Raw genomic sequence first — 20,938 nt, forward strand, 5'->3', positions numbered from 1 at the left:
GCGGGATCTTGGGTAGCCCCCTGAGCGACTTTTTGCGGTGTTGCGGGCTGCGCACTTCCACACTGCGCCTCACCCGTCACCACCGACACAGGAGCTCTCGAATGACCCACCGTCCCGTTCCGTCCCGCTCGAGGACACCCGCCGCATTGCGCACCGGTACCGCCGCGCCCGGGCTCCACCGCGGCCCCTTGCTGCGCACGGAAATCGCGCTGCTGTGCGTGGCGCTCGCCCTGCTGGCGCTGGCCTGCCTGGGGCCTGTACTGCCCGCCAGCCTGCACCAGCACGACTTTGCCGATGGCCGTACGCTGTGGGGCATCCCGTGCGCCATGGATGTGCTGAGCAACCTGCCCTTTGCCGTCGCTGGCCTGTGGGGCCTGCTGGCCCTGCGCCGCGTGCGGCAGGGCGCGCTGGATGCGGCATCGCGTGGCTGCGCATACCTGTTCTTTGGCGGGCTGGTCGCCACTGCCGCGGGCTCTGCGGTGTACCACTGGGCGCCGGGCGATGCGGGCCTGGTGTGGGACCGCCTGGGCATGGTGCTGCCGTTTGCGGGCCTGCTGGGGCTGGCGGCCGCGGGCCGCGTGAGCGAGCGGGCGGGTGCGCTGGCCGCTGCTGCCGTGCTGCTGGCCGGGCCCCTGGCGGTGGGCTGGTGGGCGCGCACCGGCAACCTGATGCCCTGGGCCGTGGTGCAGATCGGCGGCATGCTCGTGGTGGCACTGCTGGCGGTGCCGGCGCTGTTCCCGCTGCGCCGGCGTGCGCTGGCGGTGCACCTGGGCGCCGTCATCGGCCTGTATGCGCTGGCCAAGCTGTTTGAGGCGGCCGACCATTCGGTGCTGGACGCCACGGGCTGGGTGTCGGGCCACACGCTCAAGCACCTGGCCGCTGCGGCTGCCGCGTGGCCCGTGCTGCTTGCCGTGCGCAGCCTGGGGGCGAGAGCGCCATACGCTGCGCGCACGGCGCACATGGGCCTGCCGCAAACCATGGCGTGGGGGCAGAATGGCGCCCACAACGGGGTCGCTGGGGGGCTCTGCACAAATCAAGCGGTAAGTGAGCGCTGCGGATCGGGACGGGCTGCAAGGCGCAAAACGCAGCAATAGCCGCAGCAATAGCCGAGCTATTGCGAGTATTTGCAACGCGGCAGACCGCCCGAGGCCACAGAGCACACGGCGCGCTGATTCGTGCAGAGGCTCCCCAGGTGTGTCACCAGCAAGTCACGCCACTGACCCGCCTTGCGCTTACAACACCACAAAACACACAGGGTGCCCACGGCGCCCGAGGGAAACGAGGAGAAACGCATGACGACCGACACCCGCACCCCACCCGCGGCCACTGGGCCTGCGCCCACGCACCACGAAGACCCCAACCAGTTCGCGCTGCTGCGCCAGCGGCGCTTTGCGCCGTTCTTCTGGACGCAGTTCTCCGGCGCGGCCAACGACAACCTCTTCAAGTTCGCGTTCACCGTGATGGTGACCTACCAGCTCAGCGTGTCGTGGCTGCCGCCCGCGATGGCAGGGCTGGTGATTGGCGCGCTGTTCATCCTGCCGTTCCTGCTGTTCTCGGCCACCTCGGGGCAGCTGACCGACAAGTACGACAAGACCAGGATGATCCGGTTCGTGAAGAACATGGAGATCGCCATCATGCTGGTGGCGGCCGGTGGCTTCATGACCGACAACGTGCCCATCCTGCTGCTGTGCACCTTTCTGATGGGCGTGCATTCCACGCTGTTTGGCCCGGTCAAGTTTGCCTACATGCCGCAGGTGCTGAGCGAGCGGGAACTCACGGGCGGCAACGGCATGGTCGAGATGGGCACCTTTGTGGCCATCCTGCTGGGCAACGTGGCCGGTGGCCTGCTGGTGGCTATTCCGGGCATTGGCCACACCACGGTGGCGGTGGCCTGCGTGGTGGCTGCGTTGGCCGGGCGAGCGGTGGCGCAGTTCATTCCGTCGGTGCCCGCCACCGACCCGGGCCTGGTCATCAACTGGAACCCGTTCACCGAAACCTGGCGCAACCTCAAGCTGGCGCACGGCAACATCGTCGTGTTCCGCTCGCTGCTGGGTATCAGCTGGATGTGGTTCTTCGGTGCCGTATTCCTGAGCCAGTTCCCCAGCCTGGCCAAGGAGGTGCTGCATGGCAACGAGCAGGTGGCGTCGCTGCTGCTGGTGGTGTTTTCCATCGGCATCGGCATCGGCTCGCTGCTGTGCGAGGTGCTCTCGCGCCGCCATGTCGAGATCGGCCTGGTGCCGCTGGGTGCCATCGGCATGAGCGTGTTTTCCATCGACCTGTACTTTGCCGCCCGCAGCCTGCCGCCGTCCGAAATCATGGGCCTGGCGGCCTTCATGGCCCAGGGCGCGCACTGGCGCGTGATGCTCGATCTGCTGCTGTTGAGCCTGTTCGCAGGCCTGTACAGCGTGCCCATGTACGCGCTCATCCAGATGCGCAGCCAGCCCACGCACCGCGCACGCATCATCGCGGCCAACAACATTCTCAATGCGCTGTTCATGATCGCCAGTTCGCTGATTGCCGGCGCCCTGCTGGGCGCGGGCTTCACCGTGCCGCAGATCTTTTTGTTCACCGGCATCGCCAACGCGGTGGTGGCGTTCTACATCTTCATGCTGGTGCCCGAGTATCTGCTGCGATTTATTGCGTGGGTGTCTTCGCGCTTTGTGTACCGCTTCAAGGTGCAGGGCGACGAGCACCTGCCATCGGCCGGCGCGGCCATCCTGGCCTGCAACCATGTGAGCTTTGTGGATGCCGTGCTGCTGATGGCTGCCAGCCCACGGCCCATCTACTTCGTGATGGACCACCGCATCTTCCGCGTGCCGGTGCTGGGCTGGCTGTTCCGCCTGGCCAAGGCCATTCCCATCGCGCCCTACAAGGAAAACCCCAAAACCTACGAAGCAGCTTTTGAGCGCGCCACGCAGGTGCTGCGCGAAGGCGACCTGCTGGCCATCTTCCCCGAGGGTGGCATCACCAAGGACGGGCAGCTGCAGGAGTTCAAGGGCGGCATCATGAAGATCATCGAGCGCGCCCGCGCAGAGGGTATCGAGGCCCCGGTCATACCCATGGCGCTGACCAACCTGTGGGGCTCGTACTTCAGCCGCATCGAGCAGGGCGGTGCCATGGTGCGGCCGTTCCGCCGCGGGTTCTACAGCCGCGTGGGGCTCAACGTGGGCGAGGCAGTGGCGCCTGCGGCGGTGCAGCCTGCGCTGCTGCGGGAGCGGGTGGAAAAGCTGCTGGCCGCCTGATGGAGGTCACCCCCCTGAGTCGCTTCGCGCCTTCCCCCCGCTCTCATCACGCTGCGCTTGGCGGGCAGGGGGACGCCGCCAGCGCGGCGGGGCGCCCTTGCGCGGCGGCTGCTGGCCTGGTGCAGCGCCTATGTGAGCGCCGTGCCTTGGACAGGCAAGAGCCCGTCAGATCAGCGAGAGCCCCGCCACCCGTGCCAGGCGTTCCTGCTCCTCGCGCGCGGAGGGCTGATTCGCATCAGCCGTTGCGAAAAAGAAAGCTGTAGGCGTTCAACGCCGGCACCCCTCCCAGGTGCGCGTACAGCACGCGGGAGCCTTCGGGAAACTCGCCGTTGCGCACCCTATCGATCATGCCGTGCATGGATTTGCCTTCGTACACCGGGTCGGTCAGCATGCCCTCCTGCCGCGCGCACAGGCGGATGGCTTCCAGCGTGCCTTCGTTGGGCAGGCCGTATTCGGGGCCGCCGTAGCGCGTGTCCAGCACCACGTCTTCGGCGGTGATGGCCTGACTCAGCTCCACCAGCTCGGCGGTGTTCTGTGCGATGCGCAAAATCTGCGCGTGGGTCTTTTCGGGCTTGGCCGATGCGTCAATGCCAATCACCTTGCGCGCACGGCCATCGGCCGCAAAGCCCACCACCATGCCCGCCTGCGTGCTGCCCGTGACCGAGCACACGACGATGTAGTCAAACTGAAAGCCCAGCTCTTTCTCCTGCTGGCGCACTTCCTCGGCAAAGCCCACAAAGCCCAGGCCGCCGTACGGGTGCTCTGAGCAACCAGCAGGAATCGGAAAGGGCTTGCCACCGGCCTTCCGCACATCCTCCATGGCCTGCTCCCAGCTGGGGCGGATGCCAATGTCAAAGCCCGCTGCATCCAGCCGCACGTCGGCGCCCATGATGCGGCTCATCTCGATGTTGCCCACGCGGTCGTACACCGCGTCGGAGTAGTTGACCCAGTTCTCCTGCACCAGCACGCACTTCATGCCCAGGTGTGCGGCCACGGCGGCCACCTGCCGCGTCTGGTTCGATTGAATACCGCCGATCGATACCAGCGTGTCGTAGCCGCCCGCGATCGCTTCGGGGATGAGGTATTCGAGCTTGCGCGTCTTGTTGCCGCCAAAGGCAAGGCCGCTGTTGCAGTCCTCGCGCTTGGCATACAGGTGCACCTTGCCGCCCAGGTGGGCCGACAGGCGCGGCAGCGGCGTGATTGGCGAGGGCCCGAAGGTGAGCGGGTGGCGGGCGAATTTCTGCAGGTTCATGGCGGTTTTCCGGTCGATGTTTCGGGGGCAGCAAGCGGTGGCTTGCAGTGCTCTCATCGTAGAAAAACACCTGCGTAAAGTGGTTGCGTAATTGGGCTGTTTTTCAGTTTTTCGTGTTGCTCAAGCACAATGCATGCATCCAATATTTCTAAATAACAGCCATGTGCGCAACAAAAGTTCGTGCAAAGAATGTGCCGCAGGTTGATGTGTCTGCCGACCTGGACCGCACCGACAAGGCCATCCTGCGCCAGCTGCAGCGCGACGCGTCCCTGTCGAACGTGGCGCTGGCCGCAAAGGTGCACCTGAGCCCGCCCGCCTGCCTGCGCCGCGTGGAGCGCCTCCGGCGCCTGGGACTCATCGGCAAGGTCGTGGCGCTGCTCAACCCGCAGGCGGTGGGCGCGGGCATGCTGGTGATGATCGGCGTGGTGCTGGACCGCTCCACGCCCGATTCCTTTGCCGCGTTCGAAAAGGCCGCCGCCAAGGTGTCGGGCTGCATGGAATGCCATGTGGTCACCGGCGAGTTCGACTACTTCATGCTGGTGCGCACGCGCGACAACGACAGCTTCAACCGCCTGCACGCCGAGCAGTTGCTGTACCTGCCGGGTGTGCGCCAGGTGCGGTCGTTCATGGTGCTGCGCAACGTGCTCTCCACCACCGAGCTGCCGCTGGCGGTGTAGTCGCGCTGCAGGGCCGGTTCACTGCGCGGCGCGCAGCCGGCCCATCACGGCCGACCACAGCGGGCCGCCGAACACATTGACCACCAGCCCCGCCATCAGCAGCCCGGCGCCCGCAAAGTGCACGGGCCGCAGCTGTTCGCCAAACACCACCCAGCCGGTGGTGAGCCCCACCACGGGCACCAGCAGGGTGAAGGGGGCCACGCGGTTCACGGGGTAGCGCGACATGAGGTACGTCCACAGCCCGAAGCCGAGCAGGGTCGAAATCCAGGCGATGTAAGCCACGGCGGCCATCGATTGGAACGACAGGTGCTGCACGGCAGACCACACCATAGCGGGGCCGTCGAGCAGCAGCGACAGCGCCACAAAAGGCAGTGGCGCCACCACGCTGGACCACACGATGAAGGCAAACTGGTTCATCGGCCCGTGCCGCCCCACTGCGCGCGTGACGAGGTTGCCGCAGCCCCACATGCCCGCGGCGGCCACCGTGAGTACAAAGCCCGCCAGCGGCATCGATGCGCCGTGCGCGCTGCCAATCAGCACCAGCCCCACGCCCGCCAGGGCCAGGCCTGCCACCTGGTTGCCCTGCCACTGCTCGCGCAGCAGCACCACGGCCAGCAGCAGCGTGAAGAACGACTGCGACTGCAGCACCAGCGACGCCAGCCCCGAAGGCATGCCGATGTGGATGGCCGTGAACAGCAGCGCAAATTGCGCCACGGCCATGGTCATGCCGTAGAGCAGGTACAGCTTGAGCGGCACCTTGGGCGGCCGCACGAACAGCAGCGCCGGAAACGCCGCCAGCAGGTAGCGCAGCGCGCCCAGCAACAGGGGCGGCATGTCGGCCACGCCGACCTTGATGACTGCGAAGTTCAGACCCCACACCACGATGACCAGAAGGGCCAGGGACAGGTCGCGCGGGGTGAGGTGGGTGTTCATGTGCAGCAGGGGGCGTATGGCTGCATTGTGGTCGGCGGCAGGCCCGCTGGCCGCTCAGATGCGGACGGGCTTGCGGCAAAAACGGACGCATCCGGGCGGTGGCGCTGCGGCTTTTGCCCAGGCTGCTGCTGCGCACCGTGCGGGGCGCAGCAGCATGGCGTCACGCCTCGATGGCGAACGTCAGTCCTGCATGGGCCTGCAGCCGGTCGATAAGGGCGTCGCCCATGGCGGGCGCGGGCGTCCAGATGCCGCCAGCCGTGTCTTTGGCATCCTGCAGCAGGCACACGGCAGCCTCGGTGATCATCTTGGAGGTGGAGCCGTAGCCCGGGTCGCGGTCGCCCTTCACGCCTACCCGCACTGCGTTGCCCGCATCGTCGGTGCCCAGAAACAGCACGTCATAGAAACCGTTTTCGCGCTCCTCGCGCGAGGGGCCTTCGCCCGGCTTGGGGCCCGTGTCGGAGCCCAGCGACTTGTCACCCGCCACCGCGTTGGCGATGGCCTCGCCCTTTTCGCCGGCGCCGGTGATCAGCATCTCGTCGTACACAAAGTCGGTGCCGTAGGCGTGCTGCAGCAAAAAGTTGGAGCGGTGCACATTGCGGGTGTTGATGGCGGCCATCACGAACGGTGCCACCCACACGCCTTCGCCCAATGCCTCATCCACCATGGGCTTGTTGCCCGATGGCTGGCGCGGGCCTTCAAAGCCGGGGGTGAGCGAGAACGGGTTTTTCAGCAGGTCCAGCACACCCGGCGTGGTGGCTGCTGCTGCCATGGTGGCCTTCAGGCTGGCGGCGGTGCCGCCCGAGAAGGTGCCCTTCATCTTGCGCACGCGGCCACGCACACGGTTGGCGGGGTGCGCGTGGCGGTGGCGGAATTCCTTTTGCAGCAGGAACACGCCCAGGTCGAACGGGATCGAATCGAACCCGCACGAGAACACGATGCGCGCGCCGCTGGCCTTGGCCGCGGCCTCGTGCGCGTCGATCATGTGGCGCATCCAGGCGGGTTCGCCGCACAGGTCCACGTAGTCCACACCGCTGGCGGCGCAGGCGGCCACCATCTCGTTGCCGTACAGCTGGTAGGGGCCCACGGTGGTGAGCACCAGGCGCGTGCAGTCCATCAGCGCCTGCAGGCTGGCGGGGTGGGTGGTGTCGGTCACCACCAGCGGGGTGTCGGCGGGGGCACCGACTTCATCGCGCACTGCCGCCAGCTTCTCGGCGCTGCGGCCGCCCATGGCCCAGCGCAAGCCGCTGCCTGCGGGGTACTGGCGCAACAGGTACTCGACCACGAGCCGGCCCGTGAAGCCGGTGGCGCCGTGCACGACAAGGTCAAAGGGTTTGGTCATGGTGTGGTCTCCGTCTGGAATGGTGGGGCGGGCAGGGTGCGATTGCCCGGGTGGCGCATTGTCTGCGGGCAGCCGGGCGGGCCGTGTCACACAGGTTCCGCAGGGGCACCGCCCGCCTCGCAATCGAACAGGCGGGGGCATCGTGGGAACCAGACCACACCTGTACGTACGAAAAGTATCGCCTGGCGATACCGGGCAGCCGGTGGCCAGCCACTGTTACGGTTCAACGCAGACACGCAAGTTACGTCTGGGCACGATGCGTTCCGTGTTCAACCAAAGCCCTCACGGGCACCCCACCCAAATGTCCTCCTCCCCCATCGTTGTTCAGCGTGACACCCGGGCCTGGCAGTTCCAGGTGTGGATCTCGTTCGGCATCGCGGTCTTCCTGTGCGCCGTGGGCCTGGCCTGGCTGCCGGGCCAGCAGCTGGAGCAGGCCTTCATGGTGATGGGCTACGTGTTCTGCCTGTCGGCAGCCTTCGTGCTGGCCAAGTTTGTACGCGACAACGACAGCGCGGCCCGCCGCGGTGCTGGCGACACGCCGCTGTGGAAGCTGGTGGTGTGGGGCGGCTTTGCGGTGGCCATGGGCCTGACCGGCTGGGGCCTGCTGGGCATGGACATCAACGTGACCTACAAGGCCTTTCTGGGTGTGAGCTGGCTCTACCTCATCACCACGGCCTTCACGCTGGCCAAGATGCTGCGTGACCGCCATGAGGCCGACCTGCTCGAAGCCCGCCTGCAGGGCCGCCGCGAAGCTGCGGCAGCCGCCCGCGCCGAGTAAGCAAGCCTTCGTCCGGCCGGTTCCTCCATTCCCATCGTCATCCCGGGGCTGGCCCTTGCTGGCCCAGTTTCAGGAGTCTTTTCATGCATCTTCATCACACCATCCGCAGCGGCTCCACGCGCCGCTCCCTCATCCCCGCCCTGATGCTGGCTGCCGGCCTGCTGTGCGCAGCAGTGGCACTGCCCGCCCGTGCGCAGAGCGAGGCATCGGCCGCGCTGTCGCTGCTGCCCGTGGCGTCGGTGGTGGGTACGGCCTCGGTGGCGTCGGCTGCCGCGGGTGCCGTGGTCACTGTGCCGGTGGCGCTGTCGGTGGGCGGCGCGGTGCTCACCGTCAAGGCGGTGGAGGCATCGGCCGTCGGTACCGTGTACCTGCTGGAGCGCGCCTCTGACGGCGCCCAGGTGAGCGTGGAGGTGGCTGGGCGCGGCGTGGCGGGCTCGGCCTATGCCGTCGGCACCGTGGTGACCTGCAGCGTGATCGGTACGGGCGTGGTGCTGTCAGTGGCGGGCGAGGCGATTGCGTTTGTGCCCAACGCCATCGGCCGCGCGCTGCTGCACAACGAGCGGCTGTGACATGAAGTACATCCCCCTGTGCCGCTACGCGGCTTCCCCCTTCTCTCTGCGCGCTGCGCGCGCCGGGAAGGGGGACGATGCCCTCGCTGCGGGGCGGCCCTTGCTTGGCATCCCTGGCCTGGGTCGCGCCAGTTTCGTGGGCCGCGGGCTCACGGTGCTGACAGCTGCCTTGCCGCTGATCCTCATGGCCCCCGCCCACGCAGGCCGTTCGTGCGAGGGCAAAAAACCCACCGCGCAGGTGATCGAGCGCGGCATGAAGCTGGCCGAGCAGACCTCTGCCGCGCTGGATGCCGAGCACGCCAGATCCGGCACGCGCGTGGTGGTGCTGGGCCGGGCGGGGCAGGACCTCAGCAAGTACGGCCTGCGCTATTCGCACCTGGGCTGGGCCTACAAGACGCCCGAAGGCCCGTGGCGCGTGGCGCACAAGCTCAACGAATGCGGCACCGCCGTAGGCCACCTGTACCGCCAGGGGCTGGGTGAATTCTTTCTGGACGACCTCTGGCGCTACGAGGCCGTGTATGCCGTGCCCACGCCCGAGGTGCAGCAGCGCATGCTGCCCGTGCTGCAGGACACGGCCCGCGTGCGGGCGCTGCAGCACGCGCCCTACAGCATGGTCAGCTACGTGTGGGGCCGCAAGTACCAGCAGTCGAACCAGTGGGCGCTAGAGACGCTGGCCACAGCCATGGAGCCCGCCACCGTGCAAACGCGCGACCAGGCCCAGGCGTGGCTGCAGTTCAAGGGCTACACGCCCACCACGCTCAAGCTCGGCCCGCTCACCCGCATGGGCGGCCGCGTGGGATCGGCCAACATTGCGTTTGACGACCACCCGGGCGACAAGCGGTTCTCGGACCGCATCGAGACGGTGACCGTGGATTCGGTGCTCGCCTGGATGCAGCGCACGCAGCTGGCAACAGCGCCCGTGGTAGTCGTGCTGCGGTGAAAAAAAGCGGCGGCGGGCCATTTTTGAGCGATATTGGCCGGTAGCCCTTTTATTATCTTGCCTGATAGCTATCAAATAAATAGCATTGGCGCGCCATGCGCCAGGTTGTTACCCGAGGAGAACCGCATGAGCAAATCCCTGCGTCTGTCTGAAAAATGGTTTCGCCGCGGCCTGTGGCTGGTGGCGTTCGTGTTTGCCGGCTTCCTGATCGGGCTGGGCGGCACCATCGTGGGCGATTTGCCCAAGGTCGAGGCGCCGCTGCAGCTCGATGACTTTCTGGACCGTAACGCGGCGCAGGCATTGCGCGATCAGGTCAGGGCCGCACGCAAGGCCGAGCAGGACGCCCAGACCGCGCTGGAGCAGGCCAGCCTGCAGCGCAGCAAGGCCGCCAGCGAAAGCCGGGCCGAGCGCGAGACCTACAGCAACTGGCTGTCCACCCGCAGCGCCACCCAGCGCAGCGACCAGGATCCCGAACTCATCCGGCGCACGCAGCAGCTTGATGCCTTGAAGCAGGTGGAGGTGACCGCCCAGCGCGCGCTGGAGCAGCAGCAACAGGCCGCGCTGGACGCGCGCCAGAGCGCTGCCGCCATGCAGGGCCGGCTCAACGAGCTGGAGGCCGATGGCTACGTGAAGATGTCCGCCGAGCGCCGCAAGGTCGAGCTGCGCGTCTTCCTGTACCGCCTGGCGCTCACGCTGCCGCTGCTGGCCATTGCCGGCTGGCTGTTCGTCAAGCAGCGCAAGAGCACCTACTGGCCGTTTGTCTGGGGCTTCATCTTCTTTGCGCTGTTTGCCTTCTTTGTGGAACTGGTGCCCTACCTGCCCAGCTACGGCGGCTATGTGCGCTACGTGGTGGGCATCGCCATCACGGCCGTGGTGGGGCGCTATGCCATCCTGGCGCTCAACCGCTACCTGGAGCGCCAGAAGCTGGCCGAAACCCTGCCCGACCAGGAGCGCCGCAAGGAGCTGAGCTACGACGTGGCCCTGGCCCGCCTGGCCAAGAGCGTGTGCCCCGGCTGCGAGCGACCCGTCGACCTGAAAAACGAAAAGATCGATTTTTGCCCGCACTGCGGCATCGGGCTGTTTGACCACTGCGGCGCGTGCAGCACGCGCAAGAGCGCGTTTGCGCGGTTCTGCCATGCGTGCGGAACAGGGGCCGGGGTCAAGCTGGCCAGCGAGTAGCGGGGCTGCGAGACCGACAGGGAAGGAGGCGTGCGGCGGGCACCCGCCAGTGCCTTTGGGTGGCTTGGTTAAGTCGGGTGCTGGAGCGCTGAGGTCGCCGCCGTCCGCGCAGTGCGCTGCCGCGTTGTGCGGCCTACCCCTGCCCCTGCGGCTAGCGCGTACGGCGCCGCCAGATCCGCACCCACTGCCTGCGCAGGACTCTTGCCACACGCCACGCCCAGGTGGCCCGCGCACGCTCCAGCACGGCGTGCTTGGCGCGTGTCCAGCCGGCGTACAGGGCGGCAAACCAGGGCAGCTGCATCAGCGCCGGCTGCGTGAGGGTGAACAGCCGCGCCACCACCGCCGTGCCCACCAGCTTGGCCAGCACGATGATGGCCATGCCCAGAACCACATGACCATGCCCGATGGCCCACAGCGCCAGCAGCTTCACCGGCAGCAGCAGCGCGGTGGGCAGCGCAAACACGGCCACCGCGGCCCAGGGCGGCAGGCTGCGCACCCAGCCCTCCACCCAGCGCAGCCCCGGCCAGCGGCCGATGCGGGCCAGCAAGTGCTGCAGGGGCTCCCAACCCCATTCCTCGAACACGATGACGAGCGCCAGCAGGCCGCTGGCCGGCCCCGCCAGCATGCGGCCGGGCCAGCGCAGCAGCTTTTGCCACCAGTTTGGAGTCATTTTGGGTGCTGGCGCTTGATTCAATTGGTCCGGTAGCTATCAATAAAATAGCAATCAGGCATGGGCCGCGGGGTGCTGCCGCCCGGGGCATGAGCCCTGCGCCAAGGCATGCCGGGCGCTCTCATGCCGCGGCCTTGCGGGCCAGCTCTTCGCACAGCGTGGCCAGCCCCATCGCCTGCACGCCGTGGCCGAGCGGAAAAGTCTCGTCGCCCGGGTACACCACCAGCTTGCGCGCCGGCTGCAGGTCTTCGCAGGCGGTGTGAAACCCGCGCTCCACCTTGGGTGCCAGGCCGCGCTTGACCTCGATGGCCCAGCTTTCTCCGCCGGGCCAGTGCAGCAGCAGGTCGATCTCGGCTCCCGCGGCAGTGCGGTAGAAGTGCGCGCTGGCCTCCTGGCCGGCGGCGGTGATCAGGTTTTCGATCACAAAGCCCTCCCAGCTGGCGCCCACGGCGGGGTGGCCCAGCAGCGCTTCGTCGTCGGGCAAGCCCAGCAGCGCGTGCAGCAGGCCGCTGTCGCGCACATAGAGCTTGGGCGACTTCGTCAGGCGCTTGCCCAGGTTGGCGTGCCAGGGCTCCAGCCGCCGCACCAGAAACATCTCCACCAGCAAGTCCAGGTAGCGGTTCACCGTGCGTGTGTCTGCCGCCAGGCTGCGCCCCAGCACCGAGGCATTGACCAGCGCCCCTTGCTGGTGGGCCAGCATGCCCCACAGGCGGCGCAATGCATCGGGCCCCACGCGGCCGCCAAACAGCGGGATCTCGCGCTCCACATAGGTGCGGATGAAATCCTGCCGCCAGCGCAGGCTGGCGGCGGCGGTGCGGCCCAGATAGCTTTCGGGGAAGCCGCCGCGCAGCCACAGCCGGGTGTGGTCGGCAGTGGGGATCTCCAGCGCGTTCAGCGGCGTGAGTTCGCGGTAGGCCACCCGGCCCGCCAAGCTTTCGCCGGCCTGCTGCAGCAGGTCGAGCGAGGCCGAGCCCAGCAGCAGGTACAGGCCGCTGCGCCGCCCCTGGCGCCGGGCGCTGTCAATGAGGCCGCGCAGGATGGGAAACAGGCCGGGCACGCGGTGCACTTCATCCAGCACCACCAGCCGGTCGGTCCGCTCCGACAGGTACAGCTCGGGCGATGCGAGCTTGGCGCGGTCGAGCTCGGATTCGAGGTCCAGGTAGATGTGATCGGACTGCCGTGCCAGTTCCAGCGCCACCGTGGTCTTGCCTGCCTGGCGCGGGCCCAGCAGGGCCACGGCAGGGTTGTGGGCCAGGTCCTCGCGCAGGCTGGCCATGATGTGGCGCTCAAACATCCTTGCATTTTATGCATCTCAATGCCAAAAATGCAAGGATGACTGTGGGTGGGGCACGCTGAATGGCGGGTGCGAAACCGGTGGATCTCGGCCCGTGGCAAGGGCGCAATCGCCACGATAGGGGGGGCCGTGGCGCCTGTGGCTTCGATTCGTTCCACGGCCCGGGCTGTTGGCATGCGCGCCGGGCAAAACACCGTCATTTGAATGCTCGTTGGCAAAAAGTACCGCCTTATGCTACCCAACGATACCTGGGGCGCCACCGGTATAAAAATTAGCCTCTGCCTGCCCGCACTGCCCCCACCATCGGACTCACAAGCATGTGCTTGGGACCCAAGGAACCCCATGGTTGCCTCCATTTCCTCTTCGATCCGTCGCCGCGCTGTGGCGGCACTGGCTGTGTGCGCCGCCGTCGCAAGCCTCAGCGGCTGTTATGTGGCTCCCCTCCACCCCGCGCCCGTGGTGGTGCATGCGCCGGCCGCCATGCCGCCAGCGGTGCCAATACCCGTCACGCTGTCAGCCCGCCTGTATCCGGCCAACGAGCAGGCCAGCGCGCTGGGCGTGGTCTATGCCGTGGTGACCAATGACCTGCATGGCCGCGGCACATTCCAGGCCACGATCCAGGGGGAGAGCTTTGCCGGGGAAGCGACGCGCAAGGCAGGGTCTTCGCGCGAGGGCCTGGCCAGCGGCGCAGGCACCCGGGGTAGCTACCTGAGCTGCCAGTATTCGATGAACTCGCCATCGATGGGAACAGGCACCTGCCGCCTGTCCAGCGGCGCGCTGTTCACGATGCACGTGGGCGGCTGACGCTGCCCGTCAGGGGCTGGGCTGCCCGGTGGCGGCAATGTCCGTCATCAGGTACCCGCCCTTGAGATGCCCCACGTACTGCAGCGCCTGCTTGATCTGCACCGACGGCACGTCGCCCTCGCGCATGTGCAGCAGGTCGGCGGGGCTGATCAGCAGTGCCGACGCATCGGTGAGCGGCAGGTTGGCTGCGCGGTAGGTCTCCAGCACCAGTTGGGAGCAGAAGAACCGGTCGTTGCGCGCCGCGCCGAGCTGGATGGCGGCGATGCCGCGGATGCAGGCGTCGCGGACGGCGCCGGGCACCAGCGGAAGCTCACAGTACTTGCGCTGCAGCGTGAACGGCGCCTGCAGCACGATGCCGGCGGTGTTGTACTTCTTGCCGTCCTGTGCCTGCGCAAAGGCGCGCATGGCCACGGCGTGCTCGTCGGTGATCCCTGGGTGGCGAAAGGCCACGATGGTGGCCTCGTCGGCCATGAACTCAGCCGTGCTGCGGATGCGCACGCCCGAGCCCACCGCCTCTATGATTCGGCCGTTGCCCAGGTAGAGCGCCGCATGGCTCACTGGCGAGAGCGTGATGGCGCGGATGCCCAGCGAGTTGATGCCGTGCGTGGCCGACAGGACGATGTCCCCGGCGCGCAAGTCCCCGCTGTCGATGGATTGGCCGCCGTTGCCCGGCATGAGCAGGCTGCTGTTTTGCACCTGCAGGGTGGGCAGGCCACTGTCGGCGTCGCGGCCCATGCGTGTGGCGCAGCCGGTGGCGGCCGTGGCCATCACCGCAGCGAGGAGTGCGGCCCTCCACCGCGGCGTACCTATGGGGCAATTGGCCATCATCGGTGCGGCGCCTTAGACGCCGCGCGCCCGGTCGGCCTTGAACTGTGCGCGGAACTGGCTGAACGTGCCCGCATCCAGCGCCTCGCGCACCTCGCGCATCAGGTTCAGGTAGTAGTGCAGGTTGTGCACGGTGGTGAGCATGGGGCCCAGCATTTCGCCGCAGCGGTCCAGGTGGTGCAGGTAGGCCCGGCTGAAGCCGCCGCGGCCGCCCGCGTCCCAGACCACGCCGTCCTTGCCCGCGCAGGCGTAGCAGGTGCAGCTGGTGTCCATGGGCTGGTGGTCGGCCTTGTGGCGCGCGTTGCGGATCTTCAGGTCGCCAAAGCGGGTGAACATGGTGCCGTTGCGCGCATTGCGCGTGGGCATCACGCAGTCGAACATGTCCACGCCATCGGCCACGCCCTGCACCAGGTCTTCGGGCGTGCCCACGCCCATCAGGTAGCGCGGCTTGTGGGCCGGCAGGCGGTGCGGCGTGTGGGCCATGATGTCCAGCATCTCGTCCTTGGGCTCGCCCACGCTCACGCCGCCCACGGCGTAGCCGGGGAAGTCCATTTCCACCAGCGCTTCCAGCGACTCCTGGCGCAGGTTCTTGAACATGCCGCCCTGCACGATGCCGAAGAGGGCGTTGGGGTTGCCCAGCCGCTCGAACTCGGCCTTGGACCGCACGGCCCAGCGGCGGCTCATCTCCATCGATTTGCGCGCCTCGGCCTCGGTGGTGAGGTGCCCCTTGGTTTCGTACGGCGTGCACTCGTCGAGTTGCATCACGATGTCGGAGTTGAGCGTGGTCTGGATCTGCATGCTCACCTCGGGCGACATGAAGAGCTTGTCGCCATTGACGGGGCTGGCAAACGTTACGCCTTCTTCGGTGATCTTGCGCATGGCGCCCAGGCTCCACACCTGAAAGCCGCCCGAGTCGGTCAGGATGGGCTTGTCCCATTTTTCAAAGCCGTGCAGGCCGCCAAAGCTCTGCATCACATCCAGGCCCGGGCGCATCCACAGGTGAAAGGTGTTGCCCAGGATGATCTGTGCGCCCATGTCGTGCAGGCTTTGCGGCATCACGCCCTTGACGGTGCCATAGGTGCCCACGGGCATGAAGATGGGGGTCTGCACCACGCCGTGGTTGAGCGTGAGCGTGCCGCGCCGCGCGTGGCTGGCGGGGTCGGTCTTGAGGAGGTCGAACTGAAGCATGGGCGGGATTGTCCCAGACGCACCGCCGACCCCGTGCCACGTCGATCCACCCTGACTTTCATCAAGGGAATGGGCTGGCGCTGCGGCGCCGCGTGGCTACACTGAACCAAAGTGCCCCTGGGCCCGCGAACCACACTCCAAGGAGAACACCATGCTCAAGATCTTCATCGCCGTGGACGGATCGGAACTCTCGCTCGACGGGGTGCACCACGCGCTGTGGCTGGTGCGCCACGGCCTGCAGGCGCAGGTGGTGCTGGGCCATGTGCAGGAGCCCGCCACCCTGTACGAAATGGTCACCGCCCGCGACCCCGACCTGATCGCCGCCGCCAGCCTGGAAGCTGGCGAGCACCTGATGGCACCCGCGCGTGCGCTGCTCGAAGCTGCCGGCGTGCCCTGCGAAACCGAAGTGGGCGTGGGCGACGAGGCCCACACGCTGGTGGACATGATCGAGCGCACCGGTTGCGACATGGTCATCATTGGCGCGCGCGGGCAGGGCGCGTTGTCGAGCGCGCTGCTGGGTTCGGTGTCGCAGGAAGTGGCCCATGCCAGCCCGGTGCCGGTCACCATCGTGAAGCACGGCGAGGCATTTGCTGCCACCGAAGGTGGCACGGTCGAAGACCTGGAGGCCTGAGCAAGCCTCGCGCCTTGTCAGCGCCCACAAAAAAGCCGCCCCTCGGGGCGGCTTCGCGTTGTGCACGGCCGTCAGGCCGGTGCGGTTCAGTCCAGCGAGATCTTCTGCTCGCGGATCAGCTTGTGCCAGCGCTGCACTTCGGTGCGGATCAGGTCGCCATATTGCTGCGGCGTGCTGGCCACGGGCTCGATGCCAAAGTCCACCAGCTTCTGGCGGATGGCGGGCTGGTTGATGGCGGTGGCCACCTGCTTTTGCAGGGCGGCCACCACATCGGCTGGCGTACCGGCCGGGGCCACGATGCCGACCTGGGCCGAGGCTTCCACGCCCTTGAAGCCGAGTTCGGCAAACGTGGGCACATCGGGCAGCTGAGGCAGGCGCGTGGCGTGGGCCACGGCCAGGGGGCGCACCTTGCCACCCTTGATGAAACCGGCACCTGCGGCCAGGTCCACCATCATCGCGTTGACCTGGCCGCCTGCCAGATCGGTCAGGGCCGGTGCCGCGCCGCGGTAGGGGATATGCACCATGTGCAGGCTGCTGTTGACCTTGAGCAGCTCCATCGCCAGGTGGTGCGGGCTGCCCGCACCGGCCGAGCCGTAGCTGAATTTGCCGGGCGAAGCCTTGGCCTTGGCCACAAAATCCTTGGCGTCGCGCACGTCGGAGTTGGGGCCCACGACCAGGATCATGGGAAAGCGCCCCATCAGCGTGACGGGCACCAGGTCTTTTTCAGGGTTGTACGAGAGCTTGCTGTACAGCGCGGTGTTGAACACCATGGTGCCGTTGTCGGCCGACAGGATGGTGTAGCCGTCTGCGGGTGAGCGCGCCACGTCCGATGCCGCGATGGCGGTGTTGGCGCCGGGCTTGTTCTCCACCGTCACGGTCTGGCTGATCTGGGTGGACAGCTGCTGGCCGATCGTGCGCGCCAGAAAGTCCGAGCCGCCACCCGCAGGGTAGGGCACTACCCAGCGGATGGGCTTGGCGGGGTAGCTCTGGGCAAACGCCACAGACGGGCCCGCCAGAACGGCCAGGGCCGCAAGCAGCCCGGTGGCGCAACGACGATTGAGCATGGTGTCTCCTGAAATAGGTCAAACGATTTAAGATTTGGCAATGATATTACGCAATGCGTAATGAGTTTCTCCGCGATTGCCCTTACAGACTCCTCCGCATGCCGACCTCTGCATCTGCCCCTGCCGACACCTCCACCAAACGCCGCCAGCGCGTGCAGTCGGCCGAAACCGGCATGACCATCCTCAAGGCCCTGGCCCGGCTGGGCGGCGCGGCCAGCCTGACGGCCATCGCGGCCGAATGCGGCGAGAGCGCCGCCAAGGTGCACCGCTACCTCAGCAGCCTGACCAGCGAGGGCCTGGTGGCCCAGCACCCCGCCACACAGCACTACCACCTGGGGCCCGAGGCCGTGCGCATCGGCCTGGCGGCGCTGCGCCAGTGCGACCCGGTGCGCATGGGCGAGGCCGCGCTGCTGCGCCTGCGCGAATCGCTGCAGGTGACCTGCTTCATCGCCGTGATGGGCAACATGGGCCCCACGGTGATGCGCATGGAAGAGCCCTCGCTCCCGGTCACCGTCAACATCCGCCCGGGCTCGGTGCTGCCCGTGGTGTGGTCAGCCAGCGGGCAGGCGTTTCTGGCGTTTTCACAGGATGCCGACCTGCGCACCCGTGCCGAAGCCGAGCTGGCCGCCGCCACGCCCGAGCAACGCGCGATGCTGGGCGGGGCCGACCCCGTGCAGGCCCTGTGCCACCGTGCACGCGCCCAGGGCTGCGCCACCGTGCAAGACATCCTGCTGGCTGGCATCAGCGCCATTGCCGCGCCCATTTACGACGCACGCGGCCATGTGGCAGCGGTGCTCACTTCGCTCGGAGCCAGCAATGGCTTTGACGCACGGCCCGACGGCCGGGTGGGCCCGAGCGTGGTGCAAGAGGCGCAGGGCATCAGCGCGGCTATGGGGTTTTCGGCCACCGGACAGCCGCCACAAGCCTGACAACGCGGCCCTGCGCACGGGGCGTGGCTTGACCAATGTTTGGATAATTACGCAATGCGTAATAGCATTGCGCAAAACATTTGCGAGTTGCGCCATGACTTTGCCCCCGCTTTCCACGCCGTCCCCCACTGCCAGTCGCTGCCCGGTAGATCACCACGCCCTGGCAGGTGCGGCTGCCGCCCTGGCCCCCAACGGCTGCCCCATCAGCGCCCGCGCCGCCGCCTTCAACCCGTTCGAGCCCGCCTACATGCAGGCCCCCGGCGACTACCTGCGCTGGGCGCGCGAGGAAGAACCCGTGTTCTGGAGCCCCGAGCTGGGCTACTGGGTGGTTACGCGGTACGAAGACGTCAAGGCGGTGTTCCGCGACAACATCCTGTTCTCGCCATCCGTCGCACTGGAGAAGATCACCCCCGCATCGCCCGAGGTGCTGCAGATCCTGCAGGGCTACGGCTTTGCCATGAACCGCACCATGGTCAACGAAGACGAGCCCGACCACATGGCCCGCCGACGCCTGCTGATGGACGCCTTTCTGCCCGAGCGGCTCATCACGCTCGAACCCATGGTGCGCCAGCTCGCGCGCCAGACGATGGATCGCTTCATCGACAAAGGCCGGGCCGACCTGGTGGCCGAGATGTTCTACGAGATTCCGCTGACCATTGCGCTGAAGTTCCTGGGCGTGCCCGATGAGGGCGCCGAGCAGCTGCGGCAGTTTGCGGTGGCGCACACCCTGAACACCTGGGGCCGCCCCACGCCCGCCGAGCAGATCGAGATCGCGCATAACGTGGGCCGCTTCTGGCAGACCGCGCAGCGCATTCTGGACACCATGCGTGCCCAGCCCGACGGTGAAGGCTGGATGTACGAAACCATCCGCCAGCACATCGCCCACCCCGACGTGGTGCCCGAGTCGTACCTGCGCTCGATGATGATGGCCATCCTGGCCGCCGCGCACGAGACCACCTCCAACGCCACGGCCAACGCCTTCCTCACGCTGCTGTCGCACCGCAAGGCGTGGGACGACATCTGCGCCAACCCCGCGCTCATCCCCAACGCGGTGGAAGAGTGCCTGCGCGTGGCCGGCTCCATCATTGCGTGGCGGCGCGTGGCCACGGCCGATGCGGTGGTGGGCGGCATGTCCATCCCCAAGGGCAGCAAGCTGCTGCTGGTGCAGGCGTCGGCCAACTTCGACCCGCGCCACTTCGAGAACCCCGAAGAGGTCGACGTGTACCGCGAAAGCGCCGTGGAGCACATGACCTTTGGCTACGGCGCGCACCAGTGCATGGGCAAGAACATCGGCCGCCTGCAGATGCGTGTGTTCATCGAAGAGTTTGTGCGCCGCCTGCCGCACATGCGCCTGGTGGAAGGGCAGCACATCGACTACCTGTCCAACACCTCGTTCCGGGGCCCGTCCGAGCTGTGGGTGCAATGGGACCCTGCGCGCAACCCCGAGCGCCTGGCATCCTCGCCGTCTGCGGCAACTCCCGCCACCTTCACCATCGGCCCCCCCGCCAAGGAAGGCATCACCCGCACCGTGGTGCTGCAAGCCCGCGAGCCCGAGGGTGACGGCCAGTGGCGCCTGGTGTTTGCCAGCCCCGACGGCGCCCCGCTGCCTGCATGGTCCGCCGGCGCGCATGTGGATCTGGTCGCAGGCGGCTACCGCCGCAAATACTCGCTGTGCGGCCGCCCGGAAGACCGCCACACCCTGCAGGTGGTGGTGCAGCGCGAGGCCGCAGGCCGCGGCGGCTCGCGCCACTTTTGCGATGCACTGGCACTGCCCGTGGGCAGCACGCTGCAGCTGGCCGGCCCCAAGAACATGTTCCGCCTGGATGAAACCGCCCAGCGCTACGTGCTGATCGCGGCGGGCATCGGCATCACCCCCATGCTGGCCATGGCCGACCGCCTGAAGGCTCTGGGCAAGCCCTACACCCTGCACTACGCAGGCCGTGCCCGCGCGCAAATGGCGCTGCTGGCGCGTCTCCAGCAAGACCACGCCGCCCACCTGCACCTGTACATCAAGGCCGAAGGCCAGCGCATGGATTTGCCCGCGCTGCTGGCCCACATCACCCCACAAGACCGCGTGTACGCCTGCGGCCCCAGCCGCCTTCTGGACGAGCTGGAAGCCCTGGCCACCGCCTGGCCCGAAGGCGTGCTGCACTACGAACACTTCAGCGGCGAAGGCGCCGCGCTGGACCCGGCCAAAGAGCACGCCTTTGTGGCCGAGCTGCGCGACTCCAACCTGCAGGTGCATGTGCCGCCCGACCGCACCCTGCTGCAAGCCCTGCAGGCCGCCGGTGTGGACGTGCCCTGCGACTGCAACGAAGGCCTGTGCGGCACCTGCGAGGTGGCTGTGATCGACGGCGAGGTGGACCACCGCGACAAGGTGCTGACGCACAGCGAGCGGGCGGCCGGCAAGCGCATGCTGGCGTGCTGCTCGCGGGCGGTGGGGGGGCGGGTGGTGCTGGCGCTGTGAGGTGCTGTGAATTGCTGGTGTGCTATCAACTCAATAGCAATCAGGGATGAATCAGCGGGGGCTACCGGCTCATTTTGCTCAGAATTTGCCAGGAAGTCGCTCCGTGGCGAGCCTGACTTGGTGGGGATGCCGTGGTGACAGCTCCGTCGTAGCCCCA

At 67.5% G+C, this 20,938-nt stretch carries 19 protein-coding genes; 11 read left to right on the top strand and 8 right to left on the bottom strand.

Annotation, left to right across the window (positions count from 1 at the left end; all coding sequences use genetic code 11):
- Window positions 1–101: 101 nt before the first annotated feature.
- Together ACTPOI_RS10350 and ACTPOI_RS10355 are read left to right on the top strand one after the other, a co-directional pair.
- Window positions 102–1,094 (top strand): hypothetical protein, encoded by a 993-nt coding sequence (locus ACTPOI_RS10350; protein WP_440108526.1) that lies wholly within the window; start codon window positions 102–104, stop codon window positions 1,092–1,094.
- 198 nt (window positions 1,095–1,292) lie between these two features.
- Window positions 1,293–3,242 carry an MFS transporter gene (locus ACTPOI_RS10355; RefSeq protein ID WP_440108527.1) on the top strand — a complete coding sequence of 650 codons (1,950 nt, stop codon included), beginning with the start codon at window positions 1,293–1,295 and terminating at the stop codon, window positions 3,240–3,242.
- A gap of 235 nt (window positions 3,243–3,477) precedes the next feature.
- Here ACTPOI_RS10355 and ACTPOI_RS10360 read toward each other — a convergent pair whose 3' ends face one another.
- The gene (locus ACTPOI_RS10360; protein ID WP_440108528.1) at window positions 3,478–4,494 is read right to left on the bottom strand and encodes a 1-aminocyclopropane-1-carboxylate deaminase; all 1,017 of its coding nucleotides are present in this window, start codon (window positions 4,492–4,494) and stop codon (window positions 3,478–3,480) included.
- 161 nt (window positions 4,495–4,655) lie between these two features.
- Between ACTPOI_RS10360 and ACTPOI_RS10365 the strand changes: the two genes are divergently transcribed.
- Window positions 4,656–5,171 carry an Lrp/AsnC family transcriptional regulator gene (locus tag ACTPOI_RS10365; protein ID WP_440108529.1) on the top strand — a complete coding sequence of 172 codons (516 nt, stop codon included), beginning with the start codon at window positions 4,656–4,658 and terminating at the stop codon, window positions 5,169–5,171.
- A gap of 18 nt (window positions 5,172–5,189) precedes the next feature.
- Here the strand turns inward: ACTPOI_RS10365 and ACTPOI_RS10370 are convergent, their stop codons facing one another.
- Both ACTPOI_RS10370 and ACTPOI_RS10375 read right to left on the bottom strand, forming a co-directional pair.
- Window positions 5,190–6,104, bottom strand: coding sequence for an EamA family transporter (locus ACTPOI_RS10370; protein ID WP_440108530.1), 915 nt, complete (start codon window positions 6,102–6,104; stop codon window positions 5,190–5,192).
- 160 nt (window positions 6,105–6,264) lie between these two features.
- Window positions 6,265–7,443 (bottom strand): saccharopine dehydrogenase family protein, encoded by a 1,179-nt coding sequence (locus ACTPOI_RS10375; protein WP_440108531.1) that lies wholly within the window; start codon window positions 7,441–7,443, stop codon window positions 6,265–6,267.
- A gap of 301 nt (window positions 7,444–7,744) precedes the next feature.
- Between ACTPOI_RS10375 and ACTPOI_RS10380 the strand changes: the two genes are divergently transcribed.
- From ACTPOI_RS10380 to ACTPOI_RS10395, 4 genes are all read left to right on the top strand, one after another.
- Window positions 7,745–8,221: a YiaA/YiaB family inner membrane protein gene (locus tag ACTPOI_RS10380; RefSeq protein ID WP_440108532.1), complete on the top strand. Its 477-nt coding sequence runs from the start codon at window positions 7,745–7,747 to the stop codon at window positions 8,219–8,221.
- A 143-nt stretch (window positions 8,222–8,364) separates the two neighbouring features.
- Window positions 8,365–8,790, top strand: a complete 426-nt coding sequence (locus ACTPOI_RS10385) for a hypothetical protein (protein WP_440108781.1) — start codon at window positions 8,365–8,367, stop codon at window positions 8,788–8,790.
- Between the two features lies 1 nt (window position 8,791).
- Window positions 8,792–9,730 carry a DUF2145 domain-containing protein gene (locus ACTPOI_RS10390; RefSeq protein ID WP_440108533.1) on the top strand — a complete coding sequence of 313 codons (939 nt, stop codon included), beginning with the start codon at window positions 8,792–8,794 and terminating at the stop codon, window positions 9,728–9,730.
- Between the two features lie 126 nt (window positions 9,731–9,856).
- Window positions 9,857–10,909: a serine endopeptidase gene (locus ACTPOI_RS10395; protein WP_440108534.1), complete on the top strand. Its 1,053-nt coding sequence runs from the start codon at window positions 9,857–9,859 to the stop codon at window positions 10,907–10,909.
- A gap of 151 nt (window positions 10,910–11,060) precedes the next feature.
- Here the strand turns inward: ACTPOI_RS10395 and ACTPOI_RS10400 are convergent, their stop codons facing one another.
- Together ACTPOI_RS10400 and ACTPOI_RS10405 are read right to left on the bottom strand one after the other, a co-directional pair.
- Window positions 11,061–11,579, bottom strand: a complete 519-nt coding sequence (locus ACTPOI_RS10400; RefSeq protein WP_440108535.1) for a hypothetical protein — start codon at window positions 11,577–11,579, stop codon at window positions 11,061–11,063.
- 121 nt (window positions 11,580–11,700) lie between these two features.
- Window positions 11,701–12,873, bottom strand: coding sequence for an ATP-binding protein (locus ACTPOI_RS10405; RefSeq protein ID WP_440108536.1), 1,173 nt, complete (start codon window positions 12,871–12,873; stop codon window positions 11,701–11,703).
- 342 nt (window positions 12,874–13,215) lie between these two features.
- Here ACTPOI_RS10405 and ACTPOI_RS10410 point away from each other — a divergent pair, with 342 nt between their 5' ends.
- Window positions 13,216–13,677, top strand: a complete 462-nt coding sequence (locus ACTPOI_RS10410) for a hypothetical protein (RefSeq protein ID WP_440108537.1) — start codon at window positions 13,216–13,218, stop codon at window positions 13,675–13,677.
- A 9-nt stretch (window positions 13,678–13,686) separates the two neighbouring features.
- Here ACTPOI_RS10410 and ACTPOI_RS10415 read toward each other — a convergent pair whose 3' ends face one another.
- Together ACTPOI_RS10415 and tgt are read right to left on the bottom strand one after the other, a co-directional pair.
- Complete coding sequence (locus tag ACTPOI_RS10415; protein WP_440108538.1) at window positions 13,687–14,505, bottom strand: YiiX/YebB-like N1pC/P60 family cysteine hydrolase; 819 nt, start codon at window positions 14,503–14,505, stop codon at window positions 13,687–13,689.
- A gap of 12 nt (window positions 14,506–14,517) precedes the next feature.
- Window positions 14,518–15,690, bottom strand: a complete 1,173-nt coding sequence (gene tgt, locus ACTPOI_RS10420; RefSeq protein ID WP_440108539.1) for a tRNA guanosine(34) transglycosylase Tgt — start codon at window positions 15,688–15,690, stop codon at window positions 14,518–14,520.
- Window positions 15,691–15,841: 151 nt separating this feature from the next.
- On the opposite strand from tgt, the gene ACTPOI_RS10425 reads away from it, so the two are divergent.
- Complete coding sequence (locus ACTPOI_RS10425) at window positions 15,842–16,321, top strand: universal stress protein (RefSeq protein ID WP_069103854.1); 480 nt, start codon at window positions 15,842–15,844, stop codon at window positions 16,319–16,321.
- A gap of 86 nt (window positions 16,322–16,407) precedes the next feature.
- On the opposite strand, the gene ACTPOI_RS10430 is transcribed toward ACTPOI_RS10425, so the two are convergent.
- The gene (locus ACTPOI_RS10430) at window positions 16,408–17,385 is read right to left on the bottom strand and encodes a Bug family tripartite tricarboxylate transporter substrate binding protein (RefSeq protein WP_440108540.1); all 978 of its coding nucleotides are present in this window, start codon (window positions 17,383–17,385) and stop codon (window positions 16,408–16,410) included.
- Window positions 17,386–17,483: 98 nt separating this feature from the next.
- Here ACTPOI_RS10430 and ACTPOI_RS10435 point away from each other — a divergent pair, with 98 nt between their 5' ends.
- Both ACTPOI_RS10435 and ACTPOI_RS10440 read left to right on the top strand, forming a co-directional pair.
- Window positions 17,484–18,314, top strand: a complete 831-nt coding sequence (locus tag ACTPOI_RS10435) for an IclR family transcriptional regulator (RefSeq protein ID WP_440108541.1) — start codon at window positions 17,484–17,486, stop codon at window positions 18,312–18,314.
- Window positions 18,315–18,408: 94 nt separating this feature from the next.
- Window positions 18,409–20,781, top strand: coding sequence for a cytochrome P450/oxidoreductase (locus ACTPOI_RS10440; RefSeq protein ID WP_440108542.1), 2,373 nt, complete (start codon window positions 18,409–18,411; stop codon window positions 20,779–20,781).
- The last annotated feature ends 157 nt before the right edge of the window (window positions 20,782–20,938 follow it).

Source organism: Acidovorax sp. BL-A-41-H1 (genome assembly GCF_051942715.1).

Bases quoted from the DNA above. Each gene is read 5' to 3' on its own strand.
- ACTPOI_RS10350 (WP_440108526.1), top strand. From the start codon at position 102: ATGACCCACCGTCCCGTTCCGTCCCGCTCGAGGACACCCGCCGCATTG.
- ACTPOI_RS10355 (WP_440108527.1), top strand. From the start codon at position 1,293: ATGACGACCGACACCCGCACCCCACCCGCGGCCACTGGGCCTGCGCCC.
- ACTPOI_RS10360 (WP_440108528.1), bottom strand. From the start codon at position 4,494: ATGAACCTGCAGAAATTCGCCCGCCACCCGCTCACCTTCGGGCCCTCG.
- ACTPOI_RS10365 (WP_440108529.1), top strand. From the start codon at position 4,656: ATGTGCGCAACAAAAGTTCGTGCAAAGAATGTGCCGCAGGTTGATGTG.
- ACTPOI_RS10370 (WP_440108530.1), bottom strand. From the start codon at position 6,104: ATGAACACCCACCTCACCCCGCGCGACCTGTCCCTGGCCCTTCTGGTC.
- ACTPOI_RS10375 (WP_440108531.1), bottom strand. From the start codon at position 7,443: ATGACCAAACCCTTTGACCTTGTCGTGCACGGCGCCACCGGCTTCACG.
- ACTPOI_RS10380 (WP_440108532.1), top strand. From the start codon at position 7,745: ATGTCCTCCTCCCCCATCGTTGTTCAGCGTGACACCCGGGCCTGGCAG.
- ACTPOI_RS10385 (WP_440108781.1), top strand. From the start codon at position 8,365: ATGCTGGCTGCCGGCCTGCTGTGCGCAGCAGTGGCACTGCCCGCCCGT.
- ACTPOI_RS10390 (WP_440108533.1), top strand. From the start codon at position 8,792: ATGAAGTACATCCCCCTGTGCCGCTACGCGGCTTCCCCCTTCTCTCTG.
- ACTPOI_RS10395 (WP_440108534.1), top strand. From the start codon at position 9,857: ATGAGCAAATCCCTGCGTCTGTCTGAAAAATGGTTTCGCCGCGGCCTG.
- ACTPOI_RS10400 (WP_440108535.1), bottom strand. From the start codon at position 11,579: ATGACTCCAAACTGGTGGCAAAAGCTGCTGCGCTGGCCCGGCCGCATG.
- ACTPOI_RS10405 (WP_440108536.1), bottom strand. From the start codon at position 12,873: ATGTTTGAGCGCCACATCATGGCCAGCCTGCGCGAGGACCTGGCCCAC.
- ACTPOI_RS10410 (WP_440108537.1), top strand. From the start codon at position 13,216: ATGGTTGCCTCCATTTCCTCTTCGATCCGTCGCCGCGCTGTGGCGGCA.
- ACTPOI_RS10415 (WP_440108538.1), bottom strand. From the start codon at position 14,505: ATGATGGCCAATTGCCCCATAGGTACGCCGCGGTGGAGGGCCGCACTC.
- tgt (WP_440108539.1), bottom strand. From the start codon at position 15,690: ATGCTTCAGTTCGACCTCCTCAAGACCGACCCCGCCAGCCACGCGCGG.
- ACTPOI_RS10425 (WP_069103854.1), top strand. From the start codon at position 15,842: ATGCTCAAGATCTTCATCGCCGTGGACGGATCGGAACTCTCGCTCGAC.
- ACTPOI_RS10430 (WP_440108540.1), bottom strand. From the start codon at position 17,385: ATGCTCAATCGTCGTTGCGCCACCGGGCTGCTTGCGGCCCTGGCCGTT.
- ACTPOI_RS10435 (WP_440108541.1), top strand. From the start codon at position 17,484: ATGCCGACCTCTGCATCTGCCCCTGCCGACACCTCCACCAAACGCCGC.
- ACTPOI_RS10440 (WP_440108542.1), top strand. From the start codon at position 18,409: ATGACTTTGCCCCCGCTTTCCACGCCGTCCCCCACTGCCAGTCGCTGC.